Origin of the sequence: Povalibacter sp., assembly GCF_036520495.1 — a bacterium.
Taxonomy (GTDB): Bacteria; Pseudomonadota; Gammaproteobacteria; order Steroidobacterales; family Steroidobacteraceae; genus Steroidobacter.
On sequence record NZ_DATDJO010000066.1, the window covers coordinates 1 to 26,341 of the forward strand.

Here is a 26,341-nt window from a genome sequence, read left to right on the forward strand (position 1 = left end):
GATCTCTTTGATGCGGTCTGTCGCGGCGCCCCCACGTTCTTCCTACACGAATCAAACCTATGACCGACCAGACGCTGCCACCCGACGAGAACAAACTCATCGCCGAACGCCGGGCGAAGCTCGACAAGCTGCGCGCCACCGGTGCTATCGCTTTTCCGAACGACTTTCGTCGCGACGCGCTGGCGGATCAGCTGCTGACCGCTTACGGCGACCGCGCGCCGGAGTGGTTCGATCAGAACGTCGTGCCAGTGAAGGTGGGCGGCCGCATGATGGCCAAGCGCATCATGGGCAAGGCGAGCTTCGCCAAGATCATGGATCGCTCGGGACAGATCCAGCTGTTCCTGCAGCGCGATCCGCTCGGCGATGTCTACGAAGAATTCAAGGGCTGGGACGTCGGCGATGTGCTCGGCGCCGAAGGCGTGCTGTTCAAGACCAAGACCGGCGAACTGTCGGTGCGCGTGGACAAAGTGCGTCTGCTGACCAAGTCGCTGCGGCCTTTGCCGGACAAATGGCACGGCCTGTCGGATCAGGAAACGCGCTATCGGCAGCGCTACGTCGATCTGATCATCAGTCCGGAAAGCCGCGCGGTGTTCCAGACCCGCACGCGCATCATCAAGCATCTGCGTGCCTTCCTGGATTCCATGGGTTTTCTCGAAGTCGAAACGCCGATGATGCAGCAGATCGCTGGCGGCGCAGCGGCAAAGCCCTTCGTCACGCACCACAACGCGCTCGACATGGATCTGTACCTGCGCATTGCGCCGGAGCTTTATCTGAAGCGCCTGGTCGTCGGCGGCTTCGAGCGTGTGTACGAGATCAATCGCAACTTCCGCAACGAGGGCGTTTCCACCCGGCACAACCCCGAGTTCACGATGCTCGAGCTCTATCAGGCCTACGCCGACTGCGACGACATCATGAATCTGCTGGAGCAGATGTGTCAGGGCATCTGCGATGCCGTTCATGGCTCGCGTCAGGTGACGTACCAGGACGAGACTTTCGACTTCTCCCAGCCGTTCCGCCGCGCGACGATCGAAGACCTGGTCGTGCAATTCAACAGCGATATCGATCGCACGAAGATTCGCGATATCGACTATCTGCGTGCTTATTCCGACCGACTGGGCATTCCCTATGTCCCGGGCGACGGCGCCGGAAAGCTGCAGATGGGGATTTTCGACAAGACAGTCGAACACCATCTGCGTTCGCCCACCTTTGCCTGCGCCTACCCGGCGGAAGTGTCGCCGCTGGCGCGTCGCAACGATGCCGACCCTTTCATCACCGATCGTTTCGAGTTCTTCGTCGGTGGTAGGGAACTGGCGAACGGCTTCTCCGAATTGAACGATCCGGAAGATCAGGCCGCGCGCTTTCGCGAGCAGCTGGCGCGTAAGAGCGCGGGGGATGAGGAGGCCATGCAGTACGACGCCGACTACATTCGCGCGCTGGAGTACGGGCTGCCGCCGACCGGCGGTCTGGGCATCGGCATCGATCGGCTGGTGATGCTGTTCACCAACTCACCCTCGATCCGCGATGTACTGCTGTTTCCGTACATGCGGCCGGAATAAAGGCAAGTCACGAAGGTGACGAGGGTTAGGAGCGCGCTGTCTTGACCCTTGTGTCTTTCGTGACCTTCGTGACTTACGTCACCTCATACGGCATCTCGAGACGCTGCAACACCACACCGGAATCGGCCAGTCGTAACTCCTTCTGCAATTCCGCCAGGCTGACCACTGCCAGCAACTCGCATCCCTGTGGCGTCGCCACGGAGTCCACCACGTCGCCTGCGTGTGAGTCGCCGCTGAGAATGCGCGCAGCAGGCGAGGGCGGTGCACCGTCAGCTCGAAACGCGACCATGCGGCGCTTCACGGTGCCGCGGAAGTGTGTCCGCGCAATGATTTCCTGGCCGGTGTAGCAGCCCTTCTCGAAGCTGATGCCCCCCAGAAGGTCGACGTTGAGCATCTGTGCGACGAACAGTTCGTGCGTCTGCAAATAGACCTGCGGCAGCCCGGCGCGGATATCTGCCTGCTGCCAATCGGTGGCGAACTGTGCGTCGTTCTGCATGGGCGTGCCATGAGGAGCAACGATCAGCATTCGGTCTGGATCGGTCGGCCATTGGATCAGGCTGATACCGTCGCGTTCGAGATGTGATCGCGACGCCTGGGGTTCGCCGGTGGCGCGAACTCCGCCGATGACAAAGCGGTCCACGCCGGATTCGACCTTGATCCTGGCGCGCAATGCGTATTTGCGCAGCCGGATTACGACCGCATCGACGAGTTCGGCAGGAAGAATCAGCAGAATGGCGTCGCTGCGCTGGATCATCCACAGAACCGCCTGCACCCGGCCCTGAGGGGAACTGCAACTCGCCAGTTCCAGTCGCTGCGGCGTCAGTCGCTGCATGTCGAAGCTGAGCTGGCCCTGCAGGAATTCGCGGGCATCCGGACCGGCGACGAACACGCAGCCGAGGCTAGGCAGGAGATAAGGAGGAAAGGGGAGAAGCTCGCTCATTCGCTAAATCCGAAACGACCCATCGTGACTTGAGATACCGCTTTAGGTTCCTCGGTTTCAACCCTTCTGGCAGACTACGATGCCATGCCCATCAGCCGCCAGGAAACCACTTCCGACGTCGTCAGTACGCCTGCCGTTTCTCCAACGCACGCTTCGACATCGCAAGTCTCCCACATTGCGACCGAGCCCGTCGCAGTGAGCGGCCAGGCGTCTGCACCTGCCATTGAAATCGGCGGACGCGACGGTCCCGAACCGACGCGTTTCGGCGACTGGGAAAAACGCGGCCGCTGCATCGATTTCTGATCGGCCCCACGAACTCGCTTCAGGCAAACAAGTCATGAGTAGTCCAACACGATACGTCCGACCACTGTCGCCGTTCCTTTCGTACCGGTGGCAGTACACGATGGCGCTGTCGTTCCTGCATCGCGCGACCGGGTGCGCGATGAGCGTGGGGCTGCTGTTGCTGACGTACTGGCTGGTGGCAGCTGCGACCGGCGCCGATGCTTACGCGGAAGCGCAGCAGTGCTTCGCAAGTCCGCTGGTTCGCGTGCTGCTGATCGCATTCTCTTTCAGCTTCTTTTTTCACCTGCTCAATGGTGTCCGGCACCTGGTCTGGGACGCCGGTCATGGCTTCGAGAAAAAGACCGCGCGCATGAGCGGATGGGTCGCCTTTCTCGGAGCGGTCGTGCTGACGGCCTACTTCTGGTTCCTTGTCCTGGGTCGCAGCGCCGGAGGTGCAGCATGAGCTTGCGCAGCCCGATGGGGCGCGTGCTCGGCCTGGGATCGGCGAAGGACGGCGTGTCCCACTGGTGGATGCAGCGGGTCAGCGCCGTCGCGCTGGTCGTGCTCGGTTTGTGGTTCGCCAGTGCGCTGCTGCGTCTTGGCGATTTCAGCCACGCAGCGATCCTCGCCTGGATCGCCCTGCCGCTCAACGCAGTGCTGTTGTCCCTGCTGATCGGCACGGCTGTCTATCACTCGTATCTCGGCGTGCAGGTGGTCGTCGAAGACTACGTATCGAAGCACGGCCTGAAGATCGTGGCGATGCTGCTGGTGACCTTCGTTCACATCGTTCTGGCGGCACTGGGTGTTTTCTCCGTGCTGCGCATCGCTTTCGGAGCCGTGGCATGAGTGCGTATCAGTTCATCGATCATTACTACGACGTCGTGGTCGTAGGCGCCGGCGGCGCAGGCTTGCGTGCCACCTTCGGTCTGGCGCATTCCGGGCTGTCGACCGCGTGTCTCACGAAAGTATTTCCCACGCGCAGCCACACGGTTGCGGCGCAGGGCGGCATCAGCGCAGCGCTTGGCAACATGGGCGAAGACGACTGGCGCTGGCACATGTACGACACGATCAAGGGTTCCGACTGGCTCGGCGACCAGGACGCGATCGAATTCATGTGCAAGGAAGCGCCGGGCGCCGTGATCGAGCTCGAGCACTACGGTGTGCCGTTCTCGCGCACTGAAGACGGTCGCATCTATCAGCGGCCGTTCGGTGGCATGACCACTCGGTTCGGTGAGGGCACGGCACAGCGCACCTGCGCCGCCGCCGATCGTACCGGCCACGCCATGCTGCATACGCTTTACCAGCAGGCACTGCGTCACGAAGCTCAGTTCTTCATCGAATACTTCGCCGTCGACCTGATCATGGAAAACGGCGAATGCCGTGGCGTCGTCGCCATCGACATGGCAGACGGCACCGTGCACCGTTTCTTCGGGCATCAGACCGTACTGGCCACCGGCGGTTACGGCCGCGCCTATTTCTCCTGCACCTCGGCGCATACATGCACCGGCGACGGCGGCGGCATGGTGCTGCGCGCAGGCTTGCCGATGCAGGACATGGAATTCGTGCAGTTCCATCCGACCGGTATCTACGGCGCAGGTTGCCTGATCACCGAAGGCGTGCGCGGCGAAGGCGGCATCCTGCGCAATTCCGCCGGCGAGCGCTTCATGGAGCGCTACGCCCCCAACGCGAAGGATCTCGCCTCGCGCGACGTCGTCAGCCGTGCCATGACCATCGAGATACGCGAAGGTCGCGGTGTCGGCGCGCACAAGGACCACATTTTCCTGCATCTCGAACACCTCGGCGGCGAGACGATCAACGAAAAGCTGCCGGGCATTGCCGAGACGGCGAAGATTTTCGCGGGCGTCGATGTCACGAAGCAGCCGATTCCCGTCCTGCCGACGGTTCACTACAACATGGGCGGTGTGCCGGCGAACTATCACGGCGAAGTCGTGACCATGAAGGACGGCAATCCCGACACCGTGGTGCCGGGCCTGATGGCCGTCGGCGAAGCTGCCTGTGTATCCGTGCACGGCGCGAACCGCCTCGGTTCGAACTCGCTGCTGGATCTGGTGGTGTTCGGTCGCGAAGCGGCGCGCCATTGCGCCGAAATCGTCAAGCCAGGCACCAGGCATCGCGCGATTGCCAAGGACGCCGGGGACTTCGCGCTGAGCCGCATCGACAAGTTCCGCAACGCCAAGGGCTCGCTGCGTACCGCCGATATCCGCCTGAGCATGCAGAAGGTCATGCAGGGCCACGCCGCGGTGTTCCGCACGGGCGAGTCGTTGCAGGAAGGCGTGCAGAAGCTGTCGGAAGTATTCAACTCGTTTGCCGACGTCAACGTGACGGATCGTGGCATGGTCTGGAACACCGACCTGATCGAAACCCTGGAACTCGACAATCTGCTCGGCCAGGCCGTCGCGACCATGCACTCGGCGAGCAATCGCCAGGAGAGCCGTGGCGCGCATGCCCGCGAGGATTTCCCGAATCGCGACGACCAGACCTGGATGAAGCACACGCTTTCCTGGGTCAGCCAGCATGGCGATGTGCAGCTCGACTACCGTCCGGTGCACACCAATACGCTGACCAGCGATGTCGAGCCGGTGCCGCCGAAGGCGAGAGTGTATTGAGATGGCCAACTGGCTGACTGGCCAACCGGCAAGCTGGCCAGAGGGAAATCTGCAACTTTCCGTAACGTCTGGCCAGTTAGCCGGTTGGCCAGTTGACCAGTCGGCCCAGCGAACATTTGTGAGCGTTTAGACATGGCCCAATTCCGCTTACCTGCAAATTCCAAGATCAAACCCGGCAAGGCTTTCAAGGCCGCTGCGGGTGCGAAGGACGTGCGTTCGTTCCGCATCTACCGTTTCGATCCGGAGTCGGGCGAGAACCCGCGGGTCGATACCTACGAAGTGGACATGGCAACGTGCGGGCCGATGGTTCTCGACGCTCTGATCAAGATCAAGAACGAGATCGATCCCACACTGACGTTCCGTCGTTCGTGCCGCGAAGGTATCTGCGGCTCGTGCGCGATGAACATCGACGGCGTCAACACGCTGGCATGTACGCGCGCCTGCGATGACGTGAAGGGCGATGTGAAGATCTATCCGCTGCCGCACATGCCGGTGGTGAAGGATCTGGTGCCCGATCTCACGAATTTCTATGCGCAGTACGCTTCCGTGAAGCCATGGCTGCAGACCCGCACGCCGGCTCCGCCCGATCGCGAGCGTCTGCAGTCGAAGGAAGATCAGGAAAAGATCGATCGTCCGTCGGCCTGTATTCTCTGTGCGTGCTGCTCGACGTCCTGCCCGAGCTACTGGTGGAACGGCGATCGCTACCTGGGTCCGGCGGCACTGCTGGCGGCCTATCGCTGGATCATCGATACGCGCGATGAAGCGACGGGCGAGCGCCTCGATGCACTCGAGGATCCGTTCAAGCTCTATCGCTGCCATACGATCATGAACTGCACGGAAGCGTGCCCGAAGGATCTGAATCCGGCGCGCGCGATTGCCGAAATCAAGAAATTGATCGCCGAACGGCGTCACTGAGCGTAACGCCATGGAAGGTACGAATCTTTCCCGCCTGCGCTGGCGCTGCCGTCGGGGCATGCGGGAACTCGATGTCGTCCTGCAGCGGTATCTGGATCAACGCTACGCTCTGGCACCGGAAGCGGAGCAGCGCGCATTCGAATCATTGCTCGACGCGCAGGACCCTGTGCTGCTCGACTACCTGATCGGCAGGGACCATCCACAGGATCCGCAGCAGGCCAATGTCATCGCACGGCTCGCCCACGCTGGTACTTGAATTGCGCCGCTGGCCCAGCGAGCAGGTGCTCACGCTGGGCCTGTTGCTGGCGGTAGGTCTGGCTGCGGCGCTGCTGTTTCGCAGCATGAATCCCCTCGTGCTGTTCCTGGCCTGCGCCATCTCGCTGGCCGGGTTGGCCGGTGCGTTTCGCAGCGCGGGTTGGCTCGGTGGCGCGTATTCCGTCACGCGCGTGACGTGGCGGGCGGACGGGGTCTGGCGGCTGACCTTTGCCGGGGGTACCGAGCTCGAAGGGCTGCTACTGCCCGAATCGAGAATGAGTCCAGCTGCTATCTGGTTGCGCTGGTCCCTGGAATCCCCCGCACCCACGGATGCCGGCCGTCGTGACAGGCGATGCCCCAGAACGCGGACCCTCCTGGTGGTCCCCCGCGATCTTTCCCGGGCGGATTTCCGTCGGTTGCTGGTCCGTCTGCGGCTGGATCGGTCAGAATGCGTGCCGACTGCGACGCAGGCGAATTCATGACTCTGTTGGCCATCCCCAGGTTCCGTGATCCGATTCACGTTGCATTTCGTTACGAAATGCAACGGTCGCCGAACTTTCCCCGGACCTGTCAGTCTATCCGTGCAGCCTTGGCCGGGTGGTCCGTTATCGGTGATGCGCCTGGTGGGGTCGTTGGTCAATGATCGAGGACGATACTGACCAGCAACTGGTGGAGCGGGTTCAGAAGGGCGACAAGCGCGCCTTCGACCTGCTGGTTCGCAAGTACCAGCATCGGGTGCTGAAGCTGGTCGGTCGGTTCGTCAATGATGCCGCGGAGGCTGAAGACGTCGCCCAGGAAGCATTCCTGAAAGCGTACCGGGCGTTGCCCGCTTTTCGGGGTGACAGCGCGTTCTACACCTGGCTGTACCGCATAGCGATCAATACGGCCAAGAACACGCTGGTCTCGAATCGTCGTCGCCCGGTGGATTTCGATCTCGATCTGCAGGATCCGGATCAGCACGACCGGCAGGCGAGACTCCGGGAGGGCGATACACCGGAAGGCGTGTTGCTCACGGAGGAGATTCGCGGTGTCGTGGAAGATGCATTGGCACAGTTGCCCGAGGATCTGCGCACAGCCATCGTCCTGCGCGAACTCGAGGGGCTCTCGTACGAGGAGATTGCAGAGGCCATGGATTGCCCGGTCGGTACGGTCCGTTCGCGCATTTTCCGCGCGCGCGAGGCCATCGACAAAAAGCTGAAACCGTTGTTGGATTAGCGGTGTCGGCGCGGTTGTATGTGGTGTCGAAAGTAGTGTTCGGGATCAAGAGTGCGGTGATGCAGATATGACCGATCCGGTGAAAGAGCAGCTGTCGGCTTGCCTGGATGGCGAACTACCCGAGACTGAACTCGATCTGCTGTTGAGGCAGGTGCAGCGGGATGTGCAGGTGCTGCAATCGCTGGACCGCTATTCGTTGATCAGCGAAGCGCTCCGCGGACCCGCCCCGGTAGCAGTTTCCCGGGGATTCGCCGATCGTATCGCCGCCGCTATCGAGGCCGAGCCATTCGCCCGGACGGCTGTCCAGCGCCCGTCGCAGGCAGCCTTCATGCGCTGGATGCGGCCCGCAGCCGGGATCGCGATTGCTGCAGGCGTGGCCGCCGTCGCGGTGATTGCCCTGCAGCCTGTCGCCACTGATTCCCCGCAGCTTGCCCTGGTGGCAGACAACTCTGCGGTGAGCGAATCCGCTCCGAGCTATACGGTTCCCACCAATGTCGCCACCCGGGACAACGGCTTCATTCCCGCGGCACGTCTGACCAATTACGTCGTGGCACACAGCGAATATTCCTCGCCGTTGGGCCGTCGCACCGTACTGAGCGGTGTGCTTTCCGACGATCAGGACCAGGATCAGGACCAGGATGTGGCCGTGAACGTGTCATCCACGGGTGGCTCTGCGGAGCCGCAACGCTGATGTCATTGCCCCGGCTCTGGCTCGTTGCACTGTGCTGCGCCGTCATCCTGCCGGTGCACGCCAGCGACCCTGAAGCGCGCGAATGGCTCGAGCGCATGTCCCGGGCCCTGTCCACTCAGAACTACGACGGCCGTTTCTTCCACCTGCGGGACTCGCGCTCGGAATCGATGCGCATCATCCATCGGGTCGACAAGGGCAAGATCACCGAACGGCTGGTCTCGCTCGACGGCAGCGGTCGCGAGATCGTGCGCAATGCCACCGAGGTAATCTGCTTCCTGCCGGACAGACGCGTCGTACTGGTCGAGAAGCGCACTGACGACAATTCGCTGGTATCGGCGCTCCCGGTCTACAACGAATCGCTGGAATCGCTTTACCAGATCGAGCGCTCGGGCGGCATCGTCAAGGCGCATGGCCGCAAGGCCCAGATCATCGAGGTCAAACCGCGCGACCAGTACCGGTATGGCTACAAATTGTGGCTGGATCAGGAAACGGCCATGCCGCTCAAGTCCCAGCTCTGCGACCAGGACGGCAAGGTCATCGAGCAGATCCTGTTCTCGGAACTCAATCTGCGTGAACGGATCCCGGCCGATGAACTGAAGGCGTCAATTTCTGGCGATGGCTACAAATGGCTGCGACAGGAAGACACCCTGCCGCCCCGCATGGCCAATGCCGTGATGGGCTGGAGCGTAGCCCGACTGCCGGCCGGCTTTCGCCTGACCACCTGGCGTATCCAGCTCATCGCAGGCTCGCCGACGCCGGTCAGGCACCTGGTGTATTCGGACGGCCTGGCGTCGGTGTCGGTCTTCATCGAGCCGCGCGATTCGCAGTCGGCGCCGATGCACGGCCTGGCCAAAGTCGGGGCCGCATTCGCCTATTCGCTCGATCTCGACGGACACCAGGTGACGGCTGTCGGTGAGGTGCCGGCTGCCACCGTCGAAGCGATTGCCGCAGGCGTCAAGCGCGAAGCCGACACTCCTGAGCAAGTGCAGCCGCAGGCCGCCGATGCGGCCCAGCGGATCACGCGCTGACCTCCCGGGTCAGCCTGCCTCTGCATGACGACCTGGACGGTCTACACACGGTCTGGCTGTTCGCTTTGCGAGCAGCTCATGGCCGAACTCGCCGATCTTCTTGGCCCGGCGGCAGCCGACGTTGCGGTGGTCGACATTGCCGATAACCCCGAACTCGAAGGCAAGTACGGCCGTCGCATTCCTGTGCTGCTGGCGGACGGCGACTTCGTTTGCGCCTATCGCCTCGATCACGAACGCGTCCAGGCCTACCTGACGGCCTGATCCTGTTCGCGGCACACTGTGGCTGTGCGGCATTCCGCTATAATCCGCCGCCGTTCGCCGTCGCCCCCCCTCCTTAAAGTCCCCCCCTGATGAAGCTGATCCGCAACTTTTCCATCATCGCGCACGTCGATCACGGCAAATCCACGCTCGCCGACCGCTTCATCCAGTCGTGTGGCGGCCTGGAGCTTCGTGAAATGGAAGCCCAGGTGCTGGACTCGATGGCCCTGGAGCGGGAGCGGGGCATCACCATCAAGGCCCAGAGCGTGTCGCTGCGCTTCCGTTCGCGCGATGGCGAGACCTACCAGCTCAATCTGATCGACACGCCGGGACACGTCGATTTTTCCTACGAAGTGTCACGGTCGCTTGCTGCCTGCGAGGGGGCGCTGCTGGTCGTCGACGCGGCGCAGGGCGTCGAGGCGCAGAGCGTGGCGAATTGCTATACCGCGCTGGAGCAGGGACTCGAAGTCGTTCCGGTGCTGAACAAGATCGATCTGCCGTCAGCCGAACCTGAGCGAGTGATCAAGGAGATCGAGGAGATCATCGGTATCGAGGCGGAGGACGCGCTGCGCGTGAGCGCGAAAACGGGTGAGGGTGTCCAGGACCTGCTGGAAGAACTCGTCCGCCGGGTGCCTGCCCCCAAAGGCGATCCGGACGGTCCGCTGCAGGCATTGATCATCGATTCCTGGTTCGACAACTACGTCGGCGTCGTGTCGCTGGTGCGGGTGATGAATGGGTCGCTGCGTTCCGGCGCCAAGATCCGCATCTGGTCGACCGGACGCGCCCACTCGGTGGACAAGCTCGGTCGGTTCACGCCCAAGTCGCTGGCCGCCGAGGCGCTCTACACCGGCGAGGTCGGGTTCATCATCGCCGGCATCAAGGAAATCAACGGCGCACCGGTCGGTGACACGATCACCCTGGACTCGCGTCCCTGTGATGCGCCGCTGGCGGGTTTCAAGCAGGTTCAGCCGCGCGTGTTCGCGGGCGTGTTTCCAGTCAACACCGAAGACTACGAATCGTTTCGCGATGCGCTGTCCAAACTGAAGCTCAACGATTCGGCGCTGCACTACGAGCCGGAAGTGTCGACTGCGCTCGGTTTCGGATTCCGCTGCGGCTTTCTCGGGCTGCTGCACATGGACATCGTCCAGGAGCGTCTGGAACGCGAATACAACCTCGATCTGATCACCAGCGCACCCACGGTCGTCTATGAGGTCGAGCGTACCAATGGCGAAGTCGAATACGTCGACAATCCCGCCAAGCTGCCGCCGAGCAATGAGATCGCCGATCTGCGCGAACCCATCATCACGGCCAATCTCCTGTTGCCGCCCGAATATGTTGGCGCGGTGATCAAGCTCTGTACGGACAAGCGCGGCAAGCAGACCAAGATGCTGTACGTCGGCAACCAGGTGTCGATGCAGTATGAAATGCCAATGGCGGAAGTCGTGCTCGATTTCTTCGACCGGCTGAAGTCGGTGAGTCGCGGCTATGCCTCGTTCGATTACGAGTTCAACCGCTTCGAGACGGCGCCGCTGGTGCGGCTCGACGTGCTCATCAACGGTGATCGCGTCGATGCGCTGTCGATCATCGTTCACCGCGACAATGCCTACTCGCGCGGTCGCGAACTCGTCGACAAGATGCAGGAGCTGATTCCGCGGCAGATGTTCGACATCGCCGTGCAGGCCGCCATCGGCAGCCAGGTCGTCGCGCGGGCATCGGTAAAGGCGCTACGCAAGAACGTGCTGGCCAAGTGCTACGGCGGCGACGCGTCGCGCAAGCGCAAGCTTCTTGAGAAACAGAAAGAAGGCAAGAAGCGCATGAAGCAGATTGGCTCGGTGGAAATTCCGCAGGAAGCCTTCCTCGCGGTGCTGAAGATCGGCAAGGACAAGTGAGCAGCTCATGATCTTTGATTTTTCGTTCATTCTGTCGGTGGCGACACTCGTGACGGGCGTGATCTGGGGCCTGGATGCGTGGCTCTGGAGACCGTCCCGACTGCAGCGGGCGGCAGCAGCGGGGACTGCACCGGAAAACGTGCGTGAGCCGGTCATCGTCGAGTACGCGCGCTCGTTCTTTCCCGTCATCCTGATCGTGCTGGTGATCCGCTCGTTCCTGTTCGAGCCGTTCCGGATCCCTTCCGATTCCATGATGCCGACCCTGCTGGACGGCGATTTCATATTTGTGAACAAGTTCGCCTACGGACTGCGCCTGCCTGTGCTCAATTCGAAGTTTCTGGACATCGGGCAACCCAAACGTGGCGACGTCATCGTTTTTCGTTTGCCGAGCGATCCCTCGGTGAACTACATCAAGCGGTTGATTGGCATGCCCGGCGATCATGTGTCGGTGCGTAACCAGCGCGTCTTCATCAACGGCGAGCCGATGACGGTGACGCTCGATGGGCGCTATATGGGGCCCAGAAATACCGGAGCGCAGGCGGATGCCCAGCAGGGAGTCGAAGATCTCCTGGGGGTGCAGCATCGCGTGCTGTTCATTCCGGAACGCCACTCCGACGACTACGATCAGGTCGTTCCGGCGGATCACTACTTCTTCATGGGCGACAATCGCGACAACAGCCGCGACAGCCGTTTTTTCGAAGTGGGCTTCGTGCCGGAGAAGAATCTGGTCGGCAAGGCGGTGCGGATCTGGCTCAACTGGGACCTGCCGGCTGCGCCGATCTGGAGCCGGATCGGCGATGCGATCAAATAGACGGTTGCGGCAACACTAATTACAACTCACCGGACAGTCAGGAGAACTCCAATGTTCGCTCGTCAGCGCGGCGCGACGTTTCTCGGCATGGTCATCATCCTGGCAATCCTGGGTTTCGCGCTGTATGCCGGAATTCGCCTCACGCCGCTGTACTTCGAATACATGGCCGTCGTGCGTGCCATGGACCAGACCGCGAAGGAAAGCGAGGGCGATCCCACTTCGCCACAGCAGCTGCGCAGCGCGCTGGATCGCCGCTGGACCATCGAGGACATCAAGAGCCTCGATCCCAAGGACATCGAAATCAAGAAGAGCGCGGGCGGATTCACGATGCGCGCGTACTACCGCGCCGAGGCCCCGTTCGTCGCCAACGTCTCGCTGGTCGTCGATTTCGACAAGAGTGTGGATGTCAAAGGCCCTTAGCGCACCGGCAGTCAGACGGCTGGCGTCGACAGGCCCGGAAGCGCAGAGTGCGGCCCACAGCCCGCTACCGGGTGTGGACCTCTCTGTACGGAATCTGCATTGAAAACCGCTGCTGCCTGGCTTCTCGAAGCGCTCGACTACGAATGCCGCGATCCCACCTTGCTCGAGGCCGCGCTGACGCACCGCAGCGCCGGCGGGCCGCATAACGAGCGCCTGGAGTTTCTCGGCGATGCCATCCTCAACTGCGTCGTTGCGCAACTCGTATTCCAGGAGTTCGCGGCCGCCGATGAGGGCGATCTGTCGCGTTTCCGCGCAAGCCTGGTCAGTGGCGAAGCCCTGGCCGTAATCGCCCTGGAGATCGACCTGGGGCATCACGTCCGCCTGGGGTCGGGTGAACTCAAGTCCGGCGGCTTTCGCCGCAAGTCCATCCTCGCGGATGCGCTCGAAGCGCTGTTCGGAGCCATCTACCTGGACGGCGGGTTCGACGCGGCATCGCGCGTCATCGAGCGTCTTTTCATGCCGCGAATGGATAAGCTGCCGAGTGCCGCGGAGCTCAAAGATCCGAAAACCCGCCTGCAGGAAGCGGTGCAGGCCCAGGGACTGCCGCTGCCGACTTATACGGTCGAATCCATCAGCGGCGAGGCGCACAATCAGATTTTCGAAGTCAGCTGCTCGGTCGAGCTGCTGGCGCTGCGGGCCGTTGGCGTCGGGCCGAGTCGCCGGCGCGCCGAGCAGGCCGCCGCCAGCGAAGTCCTGAATGCATTACCCACGGGCCGCAAGCGATCCGCATCCAACGCTGCCATTGATCCGACGAGTTCCAGTTCCAGCCAATCATGATTGATCAAGAGTTACCAGAATCACCAGAAACCGCTGCGACGCCGCAGCCCGTATTGCGTTGCGGCTTCGTCGCGATCGTCGGCCGTCCCAATGTCGGCAAATCCACGCTGCTGAATGCGTTGCTCGATCGCAAGGTCAGCATCGTGAGTCCGAAGCCGCAGACGACGCGGCACCGGATTCTCGGCATCCGCAGCAGCGAGGAGTCGCAGATCATTTTCGTCGACACGCCGGGCCTGCATGCCGGCGGCAAACGCGCGATGAACCGGCACATGAATCGCGCGGCCGTGATGTCGCTCAACGATGCCGACGTGAACCTGCTCGTCATCGAAGGGCCGCGCTGGCTCGATGAGGATCAGCGCATCCTCGATCAGCTGGTCGCCCGCGGACGTCCCATCATTCTGGCCGTCAACAAAGTGGACAAGATCACGCCGCGCGAGCGGTTGCTGCCGTTCATCGAAGAGCTGGCCCGCAAGGCGCAGTTCGTCGAAATCATTCCGATGTCGGGATTGAAACGCAGCAATATCGAATCGCTGCCCGGGCTGATCGCGAAGCACCTGCCGCTGTCGCCGCCGCATTTTCCCCTCGATCAGGTGACCGACCGCAGTCCGCAGTTCCAGGCATCGGAGATCGTGCGCGAGAAGCTCACGCTGCGACTCCATCAGGAACTGCCCTACGGGCTTACTGTGGAGATCGAACGATTCGCCGAGGAAGATGGCAGGCTGCTGATCAACGCCGTCATCTGGGTGGAGCGCGCCGGTCAGAAGGCCATCGTGATCGGTCACGGCGGCGAGCAGCTCAAGGAAGTGGGCCGCTCGGCACGCATCGAAATGTCCGAACTCTTTGGCCGCTCCGTCCACCTGGAACTGTGGGTGAAGGTGAAGGAGAACTGGTCGGACAGCGAGGCGGCATTGCGACAGCTGGGCTACGAGTCATAGGAGAACGTGACGAAAGTCACGTAGGTCACGCGAGTGACGGAGAACGCCAGGATCCCTCGTCACTTCCATCACCCGCGTAACCTTCGTCACCATGTCTTTACGCCGCATCCAGCTGCATCCCGCTTACGTTCTGCATCATCGGCCGTATCGCGACACGAGTCGCATCCTCGAGCTGTTTACTCGCGATCACGGCCGCATCACGGTGTTTGCGCGCGGCGCGCGCGGCAGCGGACGCAAGGGTGCGTCGCCCATGTCCATGCTGCAACCGTTCAATCGGGTGCTGGTTTCCTGGACCGCGGGCGCCGATGCCGGAACCTTGAATGCGGTGGAGTTCGACGGTGGGTATAGCGCCATGCCCCCGGACAGATTGGTCAGCGGCTACTACCTCAATGAACTGGTACTGAGCCTGTTCGCGCGCCATGACCCGCATGCGGACGTCTTCGGGTTTTATGCCGGCAGTGTCGATTCGCTCAAGCTGCAGGCCGATCCGCTGCCGGTCCTGCGTGTCTTCGAGAAGCGCCTGCTCGAAGCGATTGGTTACGGACTCAGCCTGAATCACGACGCCGGCACCGGTGCGGCCCTGGAGCCAGACCGCCTCTATCGCTATCGACTCGAGCAGGGTGCGGTAGAGGCGCAGGAAGGCGCGGACGACCCGATGGTCTTCCCCGGCGCTGCGCTGCTGGCGCTCGCTGCCGAGCAACTGGACGACCCCGCGATTTGCCAGCGTGTCCGCCTGTTGTTGCGAGCAGCGTTGGACCGGGCGCTGGAAGGGCGCGAGCTGAAGAGTCGTCAGGTGATGATGGCGTTGCGGCGCACGACATAGGCGCACGGGGCTGGCGAGCCAGCGTCGCCACGAGGCAAACTGCACGCCCGTCAGCGCCGCGCGCGGCGACAACAGTAGTCCCATGACCAACACCCTCCATCTCGGCGTCAACGTGGATCACGTAGCGACATTGCGCCAGGCGCGTCGTACCACGTATCCCGATCCGTTGTTTGCGGCGCTGATAGCCGAGCAGTCCGGCGCCGACAGCATCACGATCCATTTGCGTGAGGATCGCCGGCACATCCAGGACCGCGACGTGTACCTGTGCCAGCAGGCATTGCAGACCCGGGTGAATTTCGAGATGGCGGCGACCGAGGAGATGGTCCGCATCGCCTGCGAAGTGAAGCCGGCGGATTGCTGCCTGGTGCCGGAACACCGCGCTGAAATCACGACCGAAGGCGGACTGGACGTCATCGGCCAGGAGGCCGCGCTCAAACCCATCTGTGAGCGGCTTGCGGCAGCCGGGATTCGCGTGTCCCTGTTCATCGATCCGGACGTGGCCCAGCTGGATGCCGCAGCTCGAGTCGGCGCCGCTGTCGTTGAATTGCACACCGGCGCGTACGCGGACGCGACGGGCGAGCAGCAGGCCCGCGAACTATCCCGTATTCAGCATGCCGCGCGTCATGCGGCGCGTATCGGTCTGCGCGTGCATGCGGGCCATGGACTCAACTATCACAACGTCCAGCCGATCGCCGCCATCACCGAGATCGTCGAACTCAACATCGGCCATGCCATCGTGGCCCGGGCCGTCATCGACGGCATGAGCGTGGCCGTCGCCGAAATGAAGCGTCTGATGCTGCAGGCTCGCGGCGGATGATTCATGGCATCGGCACGGACGTGGTCCAGGTGGAGCGCGTCGAGAAGATCTTTGCGCGCCATGGCGGGCGTTTCGTCGAGCATCTGCTGATGCCGCAGGAGCGGGCCGCGTTCGATGGCCACAAGCGTCCCGTCCGCTTCCTGGCGATGCGGTTCGCGGCGAAGGAGGCCATCGTCAAGGCGATGGGGACGGGATTCGCCGGGGGCATGTGGATTCGCGATTGCGGTGTCGCGCCGAATGCCCTGGGCAAGCCGGAAATCATCTGGTCGGAGCGCGGACGCGAGCGCTGCGCAGAGCTCGGCATCGGGGAAGGGCATGTCACGCTGACGGACGAGGCCGGCCTGGTCGTCGCAGTAGCCGTCCTGATGAAGGGCGATCCGGCGATCAAATGATCATGTGATCGGGGCAGGGGTTAAGATGCGCGCCATCTCTGCCTGATTCATCTGATCGCGAAACTCCCCCTATGGCTGTTTTTTCCTTCGACATCGAAACCATTCCCGACGTAGAACTCGGGCGCCGCGTCTATGACCTGGACGGACTGACCGATAAGGAGATCGGTTACGTCATGCAGGCAAAGCGCCGCGAAGCCACTGGTAATGAATTCCTGTCGTATGAGCAGCAGCGCATCGTCGCCATTTCGGTCGCGTTGCGTACCGGCGATACGTTCAAGGTCTGGACACTGGGAGAACCCGGCGCGCCGGAGGCCGAGATCATCCAGCGCTTCTTCGACGGCATCGACAAGTACACGCCGAATCTCGTCTCCTGGAATGGCGGCGGTTTCGATCTGCCGGTGTTGCACTATCGGGCCCTGCGTCACGGCATTCAGGCGCCCCGCTACTGGGAATCCGGCGACTCGGACCAGGCCTTCCGCTGGAACAACTATCTGAATCGCTATCACTCACGCCACCTGGACCTGATGGATGTGCTGTCGAGTTTCCAGGCGCGGGCGCGGGTCAGCCTGCAAGCGGCCGCGATGCTGCTCGGCCTGCCGGGCAAGCTCGGCATGAGCGGCGACAAAGTCTGGGATGCTTATCTGGATGGACAGATCGATGCCATCCGCAACTACTGTGAAACTGACGTGCTCAATACTTTCCTCATCTACCTGCGATTCGAGTTGCTGCGCGGCATGCTGTCACGCGAGGAATATCAGGCCGAATGCGCACGCGTTCGCGACGCGCTGAAGGCGCAGTCGAAGCCGCATCTCGACGAGTTTCTCGCGGCCTGGCAGGAGGTTCAGATTTGAACGCCCGGTCCCGGGCCCGCGTCTCGTCCGCGCCGCAGATTTCCACGATCGAGGACCTGTCGCACGAAGGTCGCGGTGTGACCCATCACGACGGCAAGGTCGTCTTCATCGAAGATGCACTGCCGGGTGAGCGGGTCGAATGGCTGCGCACGAAGCGCGGACCGAACTTTGACGAGGCGCGTTTGTTGAAGGTGCTCGAGCCTTCGCCGGATCGCGTCACGCCCAAGTGTGTTCATTTCGGCGTTTGCGGCGGCTGCGCTTCGCAGCATCTGTCGTCGGACCGCCAGATCGAATTCAAGCAGCGTCAGCTGACGGATGCCCTCGCGCGAATCGGCAAGGTGAGTCCGCCACGGATACTCGAGCCGCTGCAGGCCGATGCCTGGAACTATCGTCGTCGCGCGCGCCTCGGTGCTCGCTGGGTGCCGAAGAAGCAGCGGGTCGTGGTCGGCTTCAAGGAACGCTCGACCAGCTACATCGCGGATCTGCAACGTTGCGAAATCCTGCGTCCGCCGGTCGATGCCATGATCCCGGCGCTGTCGGCATTGCTGACGTCGCTGAGCATTCCGAATCGCATTCCGCAGATTGAAGTCTCGGTGGCGGATGCGGCGGTCGCCTTGGTGATTCGCGTGCTCGAACCGCTCACCGCAGCGGACATGGAGCATCTGCACGCCTTCGAGAAGGCACATGACGTTCGCATCTATCTGCAGCCCGGCGGCTATGAAACCGTTGCTCCGCTGCGCAGTGATCTGCCGCCGCTGACCTATGCACTGCCGCAGTTCGATGTGACCTTGCAGTTTCTGCCCACGGATTTCGTCCAGGTCAACGGACCGCTGAACGAACTCATGGTCGATCGCGTGATCCAGTTGCTGCAACTGACGGCCGAGGACACTGTGCTCGATCTGTTCTGTGGCCTCGGCAACTTCTCGCTGCCGCTCGCGCGTCGCGCGAAGCATGTCGTTGGCGTCGAGGGCGAGGCGAGCCTCGTGGCGCGCGCCCGTGACAACGCCGCACGCAACGGGCTGACCAACACCGAGTTCTTCACCGCCAATCTCGCCGCAGAAGATCTGCAGACGTCCGGCTGGGCGAAGCGCCGCTACGACAAAGTGCTGCTCGATCCACCGCGCGCCGGCGCGCTGGAAGCGCTGCCGGTCGTTGCTGCTACGCGTCCCAACCGTATCGTCTACGTCTCCTGCCACCCGGGAACGCTGGCGCGCGACGCCGGCGTGCTCGTGAATCAGCTCGGCTACGAGCTGACCGAGGCGGGGGTGATGGATATGTTTCCGCACACGGCTCACGTCGAGTCCGTGGCGGTATTCGAACGAATTCAGAAGAAGAAAAAATAGAACACGAATTCTCCACGGGGATCACTGGGAACACGGGGCAGATGAACAGCGTCGACATCCGGATGCCTTTGATCCCCGTGACCCCCGTGGTGAGTCTCTTTCCGCTCCTGCTCTGACGCTCATTCCCATGCCCCTCGAAATAGAACGCAAATTCCTGCTGAAGTCCGACGCCTGGCGCGCTGAGGTCGATAGTCGCGAACTGATGCGACAGGGGTACCTCAGTTCGGGGGCCGCCTGTTCGATCCGCGCGCGAATTTCCGGCGAGCAGGCCTGGCTGAATCTCAAGGCCAAACGGTCCGGCATGACGCGGCTGGAATTCGAGTACGCCATCCCACGCGCCGACGCGGACCAGATTCTCAATGAGCTGTGCACCGGCCCCCTGGTCGAGAAGTACCGGCATCGAATCGCGATGGGCGAACTGGTCTGGGAGATCGATGAGTTTCTCGGCGCCAACGCCGGCCTGATCGTCGCCGAGATCGAATTGCCGACCGAGGACGCGGACTTTGCCCGACCGCCCTGGCTGGGCGAGGAAGTCACCGACGACGAGCGGTACTACAATTTCAACCTGGCGCAGAAGCCGTACCGGGAGTGGTGAGATGAGATCGGCTAACCGGCTGACCGGCCAACTGGCCAACTGGCCACAGTTGAGAGCGTTTCAATCCTCCAGTTCTGGCCAGTTCGCCAGTCGGCCAGTCGGCCAGTCGGCCTCCCCATGACCCTCGGCCCTCTCATGATCGACGTTGCCGGCACCGAGTTGACCGGCGAGGACCGGCGCCTGCTGGCTCATCCCCTGGTGGGCGGCTGCATCCTGTTTAGCCGCAATTTCGACAGCATCGAACAGCTCGAGGCCCTGGTCGCCTCCATCCGGGCGGTCCGGACGCCGCCGTTGCTGGTGGCGGTGGATCACGAAGGGGGCAGAGTGCAGCGCTTTCGCAAGGACTTCACGGTCCTGCCACCCATGCGAACCATCGGCCGCCAGTACGACATCGATCCGGCGGCGGGACGGCAGCTGGCCCGTCAGGCAGGTTGGCTGCTCGCTGCTGAACTGCTGGCAGTTGGCGTCGATATGAGCTTCGCCCCCGTCGTCGACCTCGACTACGGCGTCAGCTCGGTGATCGGCGACCGGGCCTTTCACCGCGATCCACGGGTGGTGGCGGAGCTGGCGATTGCCTTTGCCAACGGCATGCGGGATGCGGGTATGTCCGCGACGGCAAAACATTTTCCGGGGCATGGGGCGGTCGTTCCGGATTCCCATGTGGCGATGCCCGTCGACCGTCGGCCGCTGGCCGACATGGACGATGACATCTATCCCTACCAGCGCCTGATCGACAACGGTCTCGCCTCGATCATGGCGGCCCATGTGGTTTTTGCCGAAGTCGATCCGCTGCCGGCCGGATTTTCCCGCAAGTGGCTGCAGAATGAGCTGCGTGGCCGGCTCGGTTACAGCGGCGCCATCTTCTCCGATGACCTCTCAATGGCCGGGGCCGGGATCGTCGGGGACATGCCGGAGCGGGTTCGGGCTGCACTCGCTGCCGGCTGCGACATCGTTCCAATTTGCAACAATCGCCAAGGTGTGCTCCAGGTCATCGAATCTTTGCGGGGAAGCGGAGATCCTCTCAGCCACATTCGATTGGCGCGTCTGCACGGCAGGCAGGGTCTGAACCGGATGGCGCTGCGCAGCTCGGCCGATTGGCAGAGCTGCGAGCTGGCGATCCGGGGCAGCATGGAAAGACCGGACCTCAAGCTCGGCGCATAGGAGCGTTCCGCGGTCCGCTGGCGACGGTGAGATGAGTACGGTAAATCCAGATCTGTTCAAGACGATGGTGGAGTCCTCGCCGGAGGCCGTGACGCTATGCGAAGCGGCGTCGGGCCATTGGCACGTGACCTACGTGAACTCTGCGATGGAGCAGCTCACCGGCTACTCCGCCGACTCGATACTGGGTCGCAACCTGCGCTTCCTGCAGGCTGACGACCACGACCAGGAAGGCCTGGTCCGCATCCGCGAAGCACTTCGCGATGGCGGCACGTGCCGGGCGACAGTCCGCAACTATCGCAGCGACGGCACGCAGTTCATGAACGAGATCATGCTGTCACCCCTGCGCAATCCGGATGGACAGATCACGCACTACGCGGGCTTTCATCGCGAGAGCGGCGTGCGGCCGGAGCTGCGCCCCGAACCGCGGGATCCGACGATGAATACGCAGACGATGCTGGCCTATCTGCGCGACGACAAGCTGACCGGCCTGTTGCGGCGGCCGTACTTCGAAGAGTTGATCAAGCGGGACTGGGGTCTGGCGCAGCGCGAATCGCGCCGCCTGAGCTTTCTGCTGTTCGATGTCGATCAGTTTGCCCACTATCGCGACGTATTCGGCCGGCAGGGGGCGGATCAATCGTTCCGCCGCATCGCGCGGGTCATCGGCGGTTGCTTCCGTCGCGCCAGCGACCTGTGTGGACGCTTCGATGACGATCAGGTCGCCGCGCTCACGACCGGACTCGATCTCGTGCAGGCGTCGAAGCTGGCCGAGGCCGTTCTCGCACGCGTGCGGGATCTGTCGATCCATCACCCGCGGTCGTCGGTCTCGCGCTACGTGACCATCAGCGCCGGCGTCGTATCGCTGGTGCCAGCGCACGATGCACCACCGGCGAAAATGTATGCCGCCGCACTCCAGGCGCTGAAAGATGCGAAGGACCTGGGCCGGAACAAGGTGGTGAGCAGGGAGTGCGAGTAACCAATTAACAATGGACAATTGATAATTGATGAAGCTCACGCTCGGTCATTGTCAATTATCAATCGTTGATTGTTCACTGGCTTTCCGATTGCGTGATCAGCGCAATCACGCCGAACTTCGGATGATCGATGTAGTGACGTTCGTTGCTGCGCATTCTGCGTGTCTGCCGCAGCACGTAGCTTTCGCCCGATCCTGCAGGTTGCAACGTCAGGTCCAGCGTGAGATGCAGGTAGCGTCCGCGTGACAACGCGACCCGGCCGGTGAGTCCCGTTTCCGCGCCGATCTTCGAATCGATCGACATGTAATGCGCCTCCGTGCGCGGAAAGCCGGGCTGCGTCCAGCCGAAGTGCGCCACCGTCTGATAGCCGCGGCTGCGCTTGAGCTGCTCGGCAATGGCGCCGAGTTTCATCTTGCCGGCAGGCAGGGCGGGAAACGATTCCGTTGCGGTGGCGGGCGGTGCGACTTCAATGGCTGCGCCGCTCGCTGCCTCTTCATCGTCTCCCGGCGTCACGTTCTGTGAGGTTGCGCCGAGCGCTTTCGACCAGTCCTCGTTGGTTGCATTCGAAGACAGATTACGGAAGACGACCAGCTCGACGTCGTAGGACTGCATCCCCGCCTGCTGTGCGCTGGCGGAGCCGATGATCAGTGCCAGCAGGGCGGTCGCAGCGTTTTTTGCGATTGCGATTCTGTTCATGGGTCGCAGTGTAGCAAGCACGGAGGAAGAGGTTCACACGGAGGTCACGGAGAGCACGGAGGTCGGACGAGGCGAAGAATCTCCAGGGCATGCGGAGAATCACCAGGGGGCGACTTCCAATTCCGCCAGTGCCGCCCCTGTATGCGGCGGCGTGTCCGACCTCCGTGTACTCCGTGCCCTCCGTGTGAAATCCCACTCCGGAATTCCTACTTCTTTTTCCCGCTTTGCCTTGCTTCAGCCACCGGAGCCTTCTTGCCGAGCGCCTCGACGAGTTGCTCCGCAGTTTCGAAGCGGCGCTCGTCGGTGTCCAGGTTCAGGGTGAAGCGCAGTTTGACGCCGCCTTCGAGGCGATGCGTGCGCGCGTTCTGCTGGACGTAGCGGATCAGCGTTGCCGGATCGACGTTCGTGTCTTTCTCGAACGTCACGGAGCCGCCGCCCGGGCCGATGTCGATCTTGCGCAATCCCAGCGCCTTGGCCGCCAGCTTGATCTGAGCAAGACGGAATAGATTCTTTGCCGGCACCGGCAGCAGGCCGAAGCGGTCGATCATCTCGACTTGCAGCTCACGCAGCTCGTCGTTCGTGGGAGCGGCAGCGATGCGTTTGTAGAGCACCAGGCGCAGATGCACGTCAGGGAGGTAGTCGTCTGGCAGCAGTGTCGGCAGGTGCAGGTCCACCTCCGGACCCTGGTGCATGGCGCCTTCGAGGTCAGGAATCTTGCCGGACTTCAGCGCCGTGACGGCGCGTTCGAGCATTTCCATGTACAGCGCATAGCCGATTTCCTGGATCTGGCCCGTCTGCTCTTCGCCGAGCAGTTCGCCAGCGCCGCGAATTTCGAGATCGTGCGTGGCCAGCGTAAATCCTGCGCCCAGGTCTTCGAGCGACTCGATGGCTTCGAGGCGCTTCACCGCATCGCCCGTCATCAGATTGCGCGGCGGCGTCAGCAGGTACGCGTAGGCCTGATGGTGCGAACGGCCGACGCGTCCGCGCAGCTGATGCAGCTGCGCGAGGCCGAGCTTGTCGGCGCGATCGATGATGATCGTGTTGGCGGACGGCACGTCGATACCGCTCTCGACGATCGTGGTGCAGACCAGCAGATTGGTGCGTTGATGATAGAAATCCAGCATGACCTGCTCGAGATCGCGCTCGCGCATCTGTCCGTGGCCGACAGCGATGCGCGCTTCCGGCACCAGCTCGGCCAGCGTCTGCGCCGTCTTCTCGATGGTGTCGACGCTGTTGTGCAGGAAATACACCTGGCCGCCGCGGCGCAGCTCGCGCAGGCACGCTTCGCGAATGGTCGCCGTGTCCCATTGCGAGACGAACGTCTTGATCGACAGTCGCGACACCGGCGGTGTGGTGATCAGCGACAGTTCGCGCAGGCCGCCCATCGCCATGTTGAGCGTGCGCGGAATCGGCGTTGCGGTGAGCGTGAGCACGTCGACTTCGGCGCGCAGTTGCTTGAGCCGCTCCTTGTCCTTGACGCCGAAGCGATGCTCCTCGTCGATGATGACCAGGCCGAGTCGCGCGAACTTGATGCCCGCCTGCAGCAGGCGGTGCGTGCCGATGACGATGTCGACCTGGCCGCCTTCCAATCCCTGCAGAACCTGATCGACCTCGCGGCTGCTGCGGAAACGTGAGAGCGATTCGACGCGCACCGGCCAGTCGGCGAAGCGATCGGCGAACGTCTGGTAGTGCTGTTGCGCCAGCAGAGTAGTCGGCACCAGCACGACCACCTGCTTACCTGCCTGCACGGCGACGAATGCTGCGCGCAGGGCGACTTCGGTCTTGCCGAAACCCACATCGCCGCAGACCACACGATCCATCGGTCGGCCGCTGCCGAGATCGGCGATGACGGCTTCGATCGCCTGGGCCTGATCCGGTGTTTCCTCGAACTTGAATGCCGCTTCGAAGGCACGTAGTTCGTCTTCATTGGCCGCAAGTTGTTCGCCTTGGCGTGCGGCGCGGCGCGAATACAGGTCCAGCAGCTCTGCCGCGGTATCGCGAATGCGTTGTGCCGCCTTCTTGCGTGCCTTCTGCCAGGCGTCGCTGCCGAGTTTGTGCAGTGGTGCATTTTCCGGCGCCGTTCCCGTGTAGCGGCTGATCAGGTCCAGCGCCTGCACCGGCACGTACAGCTTGTCCTTGTCGGCGTACTCCAGCACGAGGAATTCGTTGGTGAGCCCGCCGACATCGAGCGTCTGCAATCCCAGGAAGCGACCGACGCCGTAATGCTCGTGAACCACCGGTGAGCCAGCGTGCAGATCCGTGAGATCGCGAATGATCTTTTCCGGATCGCGTTCCGGCCGGCGTCGGCGGCGCTCCTGACGGGCGCGTTCGCCGAACAGTTGTTCCTCGGCAATGAGCGCGACGTGCGGCTGGTCCAGGACGAATCCCGTGCTGATCGGCGACACCGTGATGCCCAGCGGCGTATCGCTGTCGCGAAATCCTGCCCAGGTATCGACGAGGGCGGGTTCGACGTGACGTTTGCGCAGGATGTCGAGCAGCATTTCACGGCGGCCGGCCGATTCCGCGGCGATCAGAACGGGGCCCTTGAACTCCATGAGGAATGCCGCGAGGCCACGGGCCGGATCGTCACTGCGCGGATCCACGCGCAGATGCGGCGGCGGCTTGGTGCCGAAGTTCTGATGCGGCAGCGTCTGCGTCAGCGGATCCAGTTCGACGCGCGACAGATCGATGCGTCGAAACGACGACTGGCGCTGCTGCAGTTCGTCCGGCGACAGGAAGACTTCCGCCGGCGTCAGGATCGGTCGCGATGCGTCGTGGCTGCGCTGCTCATAGCGCGATTGAATTTCTGCAAAGGCTTGCGAGGCGAGCGAGTCGATCTCCGCGTCGGCGACAACGAGCGTATTGGCCGGCAGGTAGTCGAACAGGGTTGCGCTCGAATCGTAGAAGAGCGGCAGGTAGTACTCGATACCCGCAGGCGGCGAGCCCTCGGCGATGTCCCGGTAGACCGACATCTTGGTGAGGTCGCCCGGAAAGCGGTTGCGGAAGCGACGCTTGAAGGCCTGAATGCCTTCGGCGGTGAGCGGAAATTCGCGGGCGGGCAGCAGGCGCAATGCGGGGACCTTGTCGCCGGAACGCTGCGACTCCGGATCGAACACGCGGATGCTCTCGACTTCGTCATCGAACAGATCGATGCGGTACGGCGTCGCACTGCCCATGGGGAACAGATCGATCAACGAGCCGCGCACCGCGAATTCACCCGGTGCGATCACCTGCGAACTGGCCACATAGCCGGCGCCTGCGAGCCGTGTGCGGAAGTTCTCGATATCGAGGACTTCGCCTGCCGACAGGTCGAAGGCATGGGCATCGATATAGGTGTGCGGCGCGAGTCGCTGGAGCAGGGTCTCCAGGTCGACGATGACGATCCCTTTGGTCAGGCGCGGTACCGTCGCCAGCATCCGCAGGCGCTGCGAGACGATGTCGGGGTGTGGCGAGAACAGGTCGTAGGGCAGGGTTTCCCAGTCGGGAAAACTCTCGATGTACAGACCGGGTTCGCAGAAGAACTTCAGCTCGTCTTCATAGCGGCTCGCCTGGCGCGCGTCGGCGGCGATGAGCAGCAGCGGAGCGGATGCCCGACGCGCGGCTTCGGCCAGCCAGAGCGACGTCGCGGAGCCGTAGAGCTGTCCCCAGCGCACCCGCATGCGGGCCTTGCTGGGAAGGAGGGGTTCGTCGTGGGGAGACATCGGATTCGGTTTCGTCTGCAAATAGAAAACACTCGGGCGGACGCGTTGGCGTCCCCGAAGGGGCGGTCAGGGTAACAGGTGGCGGCGGGGCGGCTCCAGAGCAGCGGTTTTTGAGACTTACTCGCTGCGTCGGGTCCGGGCCTTGCGTCTTGCCGGCTTTCGGGGACGGCGTCCCCCTCCGGGGATTCCGCGGCATCATGAACCCATCCCTGGGGCCTGTGACGAAAACATCCTGTTTTCGACAGCCCCGAAAGCCGGCAAGGACGCAAGGCGCTCAGCAGCTTCGATGGGCATTAGGAGGGGACCCCGAAGAAGACACGTCACCGTCAGCA

Annotated in this window: 28 protein-coding genes; 25 read left to right on the plus strand and 3 right to left on the minus strand. The window is 62.8% G+C overall.

What is annotated here, in order from left to right:
• Positions 1-59 precede the first annotated feature (59 nt).
• Entirely contained in the window at positions 60-1,556 is a 1,497-nt protein-coding gene (gene lysS / locus VIZ63_RS22280) for a lysine--tRNA ligase (RefSeq protein WP_331612017.1), read from the plus strand.
• Positions 1,557-1,629: 73 nt separating this feature from the next.
• Here lysS and VIZ63_RS22285 read toward each other — a convergent pair whose 3' ends face one another.
• Complete coding sequence (locus tag VIZ63_RS22285) at positions 1,630-2,496, minus strand: hypothetical protein (RefSeq protein WP_331612018.1); 867 nt, start codon at positions 2,494-2,496, stop codon at positions 1,630-1,632.
• An 84-nt stretch (positions 2,497-2,580) separates the two neighbouring features.
• On the opposite strand from VIZ63_RS22285, the gene VIZ63_RS22290 reads away from it, so the two are divergent.
• The 24 genes from VIZ63_RS22290 to VIZ63_RS22405 all read left to right on the plus strand — a co-directional run bounded on the left by VIZ63_RS22290 (position 2,581) and on the right by VIZ63_RS22405 (position 21,614).
• Positions 2,581-2,799 (plus strand): DUF1674 domain-containing protein, encoded by a 219-nt coding sequence (locus VIZ63_RS22290; RefSeq protein ID WP_331612019.1) that lies wholly within the window; start codon positions 2,581-2,583, stop codon positions 2,797-2,799.
• 34 nt (positions 2,800-2,833) lie between these two features.
• Positions 2,834-3,241 (plus strand): succinate dehydrogenase, cytochrome b556 subunit, encoded by a 408-nt coding sequence (gene sdhC, locus VIZ63_RS22295; RefSeq protein WP_331612020.1) that lies wholly within the window; start codon positions 2,834-2,836, stop codon positions 3,239-3,241.
• Positions 3,238-3,624, plus strand: coding sequence for a succinate dehydrogenase, hydrophobic membrane anchor protein (gene sdhD, locus VIZ63_RS22300; RefSeq protein ID WP_331612021.1), 387 nt, complete (start codon positions 3,238-3,240; stop codon positions 3,622-3,624). Before sdhC ends, sdhD begins: the two co-directional genes overlap by 4 nt.
• Complete coding sequence (gene sdhA / locus VIZ63_RS22305) at positions 3,621-5,405, plus strand: succinate dehydrogenase flavoprotein subunit (protein ID WP_331612022.1); 1,785 nt, start codon at positions 3,621-3,623, stop codon at positions 5,403-5,405. Before sdhD ends, sdhA begins: the two co-directional genes overlap by 4 nt.
• 132 nt (positions 5,406-5,537) lie before the next feature.
• A complete protein-coding gene (locus VIZ63_RS22310; RefSeq protein WP_331612023.1) occupies positions 5,538-6,320 on the plus strand; it encodes a succinate dehydrogenase iron-sulfur subunit in 783 nt (260 codons plus the stop codon).
• A gap of 10 nt (positions 6,321-6,330) precedes the next feature.
• Positions 6,331-6,576, plus strand: a complete 246-nt coding sequence (locus tag VIZ63_RS22315) for a succinate dehydrogenase assembly factor 2 (RefSeq protein ID WP_331612024.1) — start codon at positions 6,331-6,333, stop codon at positions 6,574-6,576.
• The gene (locus VIZ63_RS22320; protein ID WP_331612025.1) at positions 6,542-7,057 is read left to right on the plus strand and encodes a hypothetical protein; all 516 of its coding nucleotides are present in this window, start codon (positions 6,542-6,544) and stop codon (positions 7,055-7,057) included. The genes VIZ63_RS22315 and VIZ63_RS22320 overlap by 35 nt, the downstream gene beginning before the upstream one ends.
• A 157-nt stretch (positions 7,058-7,214) precedes the next feature.
• Positions 7,215-7,790, plus strand: coding sequence for an RNA polymerase sigma factor RpoE (rpoE, locus tag VIZ63_RS22325; protein WP_331612026.1), 576 nt, complete (start codon positions 7,215-7,217; stop codon positions 7,788-7,790).
• A gap of 67 nt (positions 7,791-7,857) precedes the next feature.
• A complete protein-coding gene (locus VIZ63_RS22330) occupies positions 7,858-8,481 on the plus strand; it encodes a sigma-E factor negative regulatory protein (protein WP_331612027.1) in 624 nt (207 codons plus the stop codon).
• Positions 8,481-9,509 (plus strand): MucB/RseB C-terminal domain-containing protein, encoded by a 1,029-nt coding sequence (locus tag VIZ63_RS22335; RefSeq protein ID WP_331612028.1) that lies wholly within the window; start codon positions 8,481-8,483, stop codon positions 9,507-9,509. Before VIZ63_RS22330 ends, VIZ63_RS22335 begins: the two co-directional genes overlap by 1 nt.
• 24 nt (positions 9,510-9,533) lie before the next feature.
• Positions 9,534-9,770 carry a glutaredoxin family protein gene (locus VIZ63_RS22340; RefSeq protein ID WP_331612029.1) on the plus strand — a complete coding sequence of 79 codons (237 nt, stop codon included), beginning with the start codon at positions 9,534-9,536 and terminating at the stop codon, positions 9,768-9,770.
• Positions 9,771-9,859: 89 nt separating this feature from the next.
• Complete coding sequence (lepA, locus tag VIZ63_RS22345) at positions 9,860-11,656, plus strand: translation elongation factor 4 (RefSeq protein WP_331612030.1); 1,797 nt, start codon at positions 9,860-9,862, stop codon at positions 11,654-11,656.
• A 7-nt stretch (positions 11,657-11,663) separates the two neighbouring features.
• Entirely contained in the window at positions 11,664-12,467 is an 804-nt protein-coding gene (lepB, locus tag VIZ63_RS22350; RefSeq protein ID WP_349261253.1) for a signal peptidase I, read from the plus strand.
• A 51-nt stretch (positions 12,468-12,518) separates the two neighbouring features.
• Positions 12,519-12,887 (plus strand): DUF4845 domain-containing protein, encoded by a 369-nt coding sequence (locus tag VIZ63_RS22355; protein ID WP_331612031.1) that lies wholly within the window; start codon positions 12,519-12,521, stop codon positions 12,885-12,887.
• 99 nt (positions 12,888-12,986) lie between these two features.
• The gene (gene rnc / locus VIZ63_RS22360; protein ID WP_331612032.1) at positions 12,987-13,724 is read left to right on the plus strand and encodes a ribonuclease III; all 738 of its coding nucleotides are present in this window, start codon (positions 12,987-12,989) and stop codon (positions 13,722-13,724) included.
• Positions 13,721-14,659, plus strand: coding sequence for a GTPase Era (gene era / locus VIZ63_RS22365; protein WP_331612033.1), 939 nt, complete (start codon positions 13,721-13,723; stop codon positions 14,657-14,659). The genes rnc and era overlap by 4 nt, the downstream gene beginning before the upstream one ends.
• 91 nt (positions 14,660-14,750) lie before the next feature.
• Complete coding sequence (gene recO / locus VIZ63_RS22370; protein ID WP_331612034.1) at positions 14,751-15,482, plus strand: DNA repair protein RecO; 732 nt, start codon at positions 14,751-14,753, stop codon at positions 15,480-15,482.
• Between the two features lie 82 nt (positions 15,483-15,564).
• Positions 15,565-16,299 (plus strand): pyridoxine 5'-phosphate synthase, encoded by a 735-nt coding sequence (gene pdxJ, locus VIZ63_RS22375; protein WP_331612035.1) that lies wholly within the window; start codon positions 15,565-15,567, stop codon positions 16,297-16,299.
• Positions 16,296-16,691, plus strand: a complete 396-nt coding sequence (acpS, locus tag VIZ63_RS22380) for a holo-ACP synthase (protein ID WP_331612036.1) — start codon at positions 16,296-16,298, stop codon at positions 16,689-16,691. The genes pdxJ and acpS overlap by 4 nt, the downstream gene beginning before the upstream one ends.
• A gap of 71 nt (positions 16,692-16,762) precedes the next feature.
• On the plus strand, positions 16,763-17,542 hold the full coding sequence (locus VIZ63_RS22385) for a 3'-5' exonuclease (RefSeq protein ID WP_331612037.1): 780 nt from the start codon (positions 16,763-16,765) through the stop codon (positions 17,540-17,542).
• Complete coding sequence (gene rlmD / locus VIZ63_RS22390) at positions 17,539-18,885, plus strand: 23S rRNA (uracil(1939)-C(5))-methyltransferase RlmD (protein ID WP_331612038.1); 1,347 nt, start codon at positions 17,539-17,541, stop codon at positions 18,883-18,885. The genes VIZ63_RS22385 and rlmD overlap by 4 nt, the downstream gene beginning before the upstream one ends.
• A 127-nt stretch (positions 18,886-19,012) precedes the next feature.
• Positions 19,013-19,480, plus strand: coding sequence for a CYTH domain-containing protein (locus VIZ63_RS22395; protein ID WP_331612039.1), 468 nt, complete (start codon positions 19,013-19,015; stop codon positions 19,478-19,480).
• A gap of 117 nt (positions 19,481-19,597) precedes the next feature.
• Positions 19,598-20,641: a beta-N-acetylhexosaminidase gene (gene nagZ, locus VIZ63_RS22400; RefSeq protein ID WP_349261254.1), complete on the plus strand. Its 1,044-nt coding sequence runs from the start codon at positions 19,598-19,600 to the stop codon at positions 20,639-20,641.
• Between the two features lie 31 nt (positions 20,642-20,672).
• Complete coding sequence (locus tag VIZ63_RS22405; protein ID WP_331612041.1) at positions 20,673-21,614, plus strand: diguanylate cyclase domain-containing protein; 942 nt, start codon at positions 20,673-20,675, stop codon at positions 21,612-21,614.
• A gap of 73 nt (positions 21,615-21,687) precedes the next feature.
• On the opposite strand, the gene VIZ63_RS22410 is transcribed toward VIZ63_RS22405, so the two are convergent.
• A complete protein-coding gene (locus VIZ63_RS22410; RefSeq protein WP_331612042.1) occupies positions 21,688-22,308 on the minus strand; it encodes a CsiV family protein in 621 nt (206 codons plus the stop codon).
• Positions 22,309-22,514: 206 nt separating this feature from the next.
• Complete coding sequence (mfd, locus tag VIZ63_RS22415) at positions 22,515-26,009, minus strand: transcription-repair coupling factor (RefSeq protein ID WP_331612043.1); 3,495 nt, start codon at positions 26,007-26,009, stop codon at positions 22,515-22,517.
• Between the last annotated feature and the right edge of the window lie 332 nt (positions 26,010-26,341).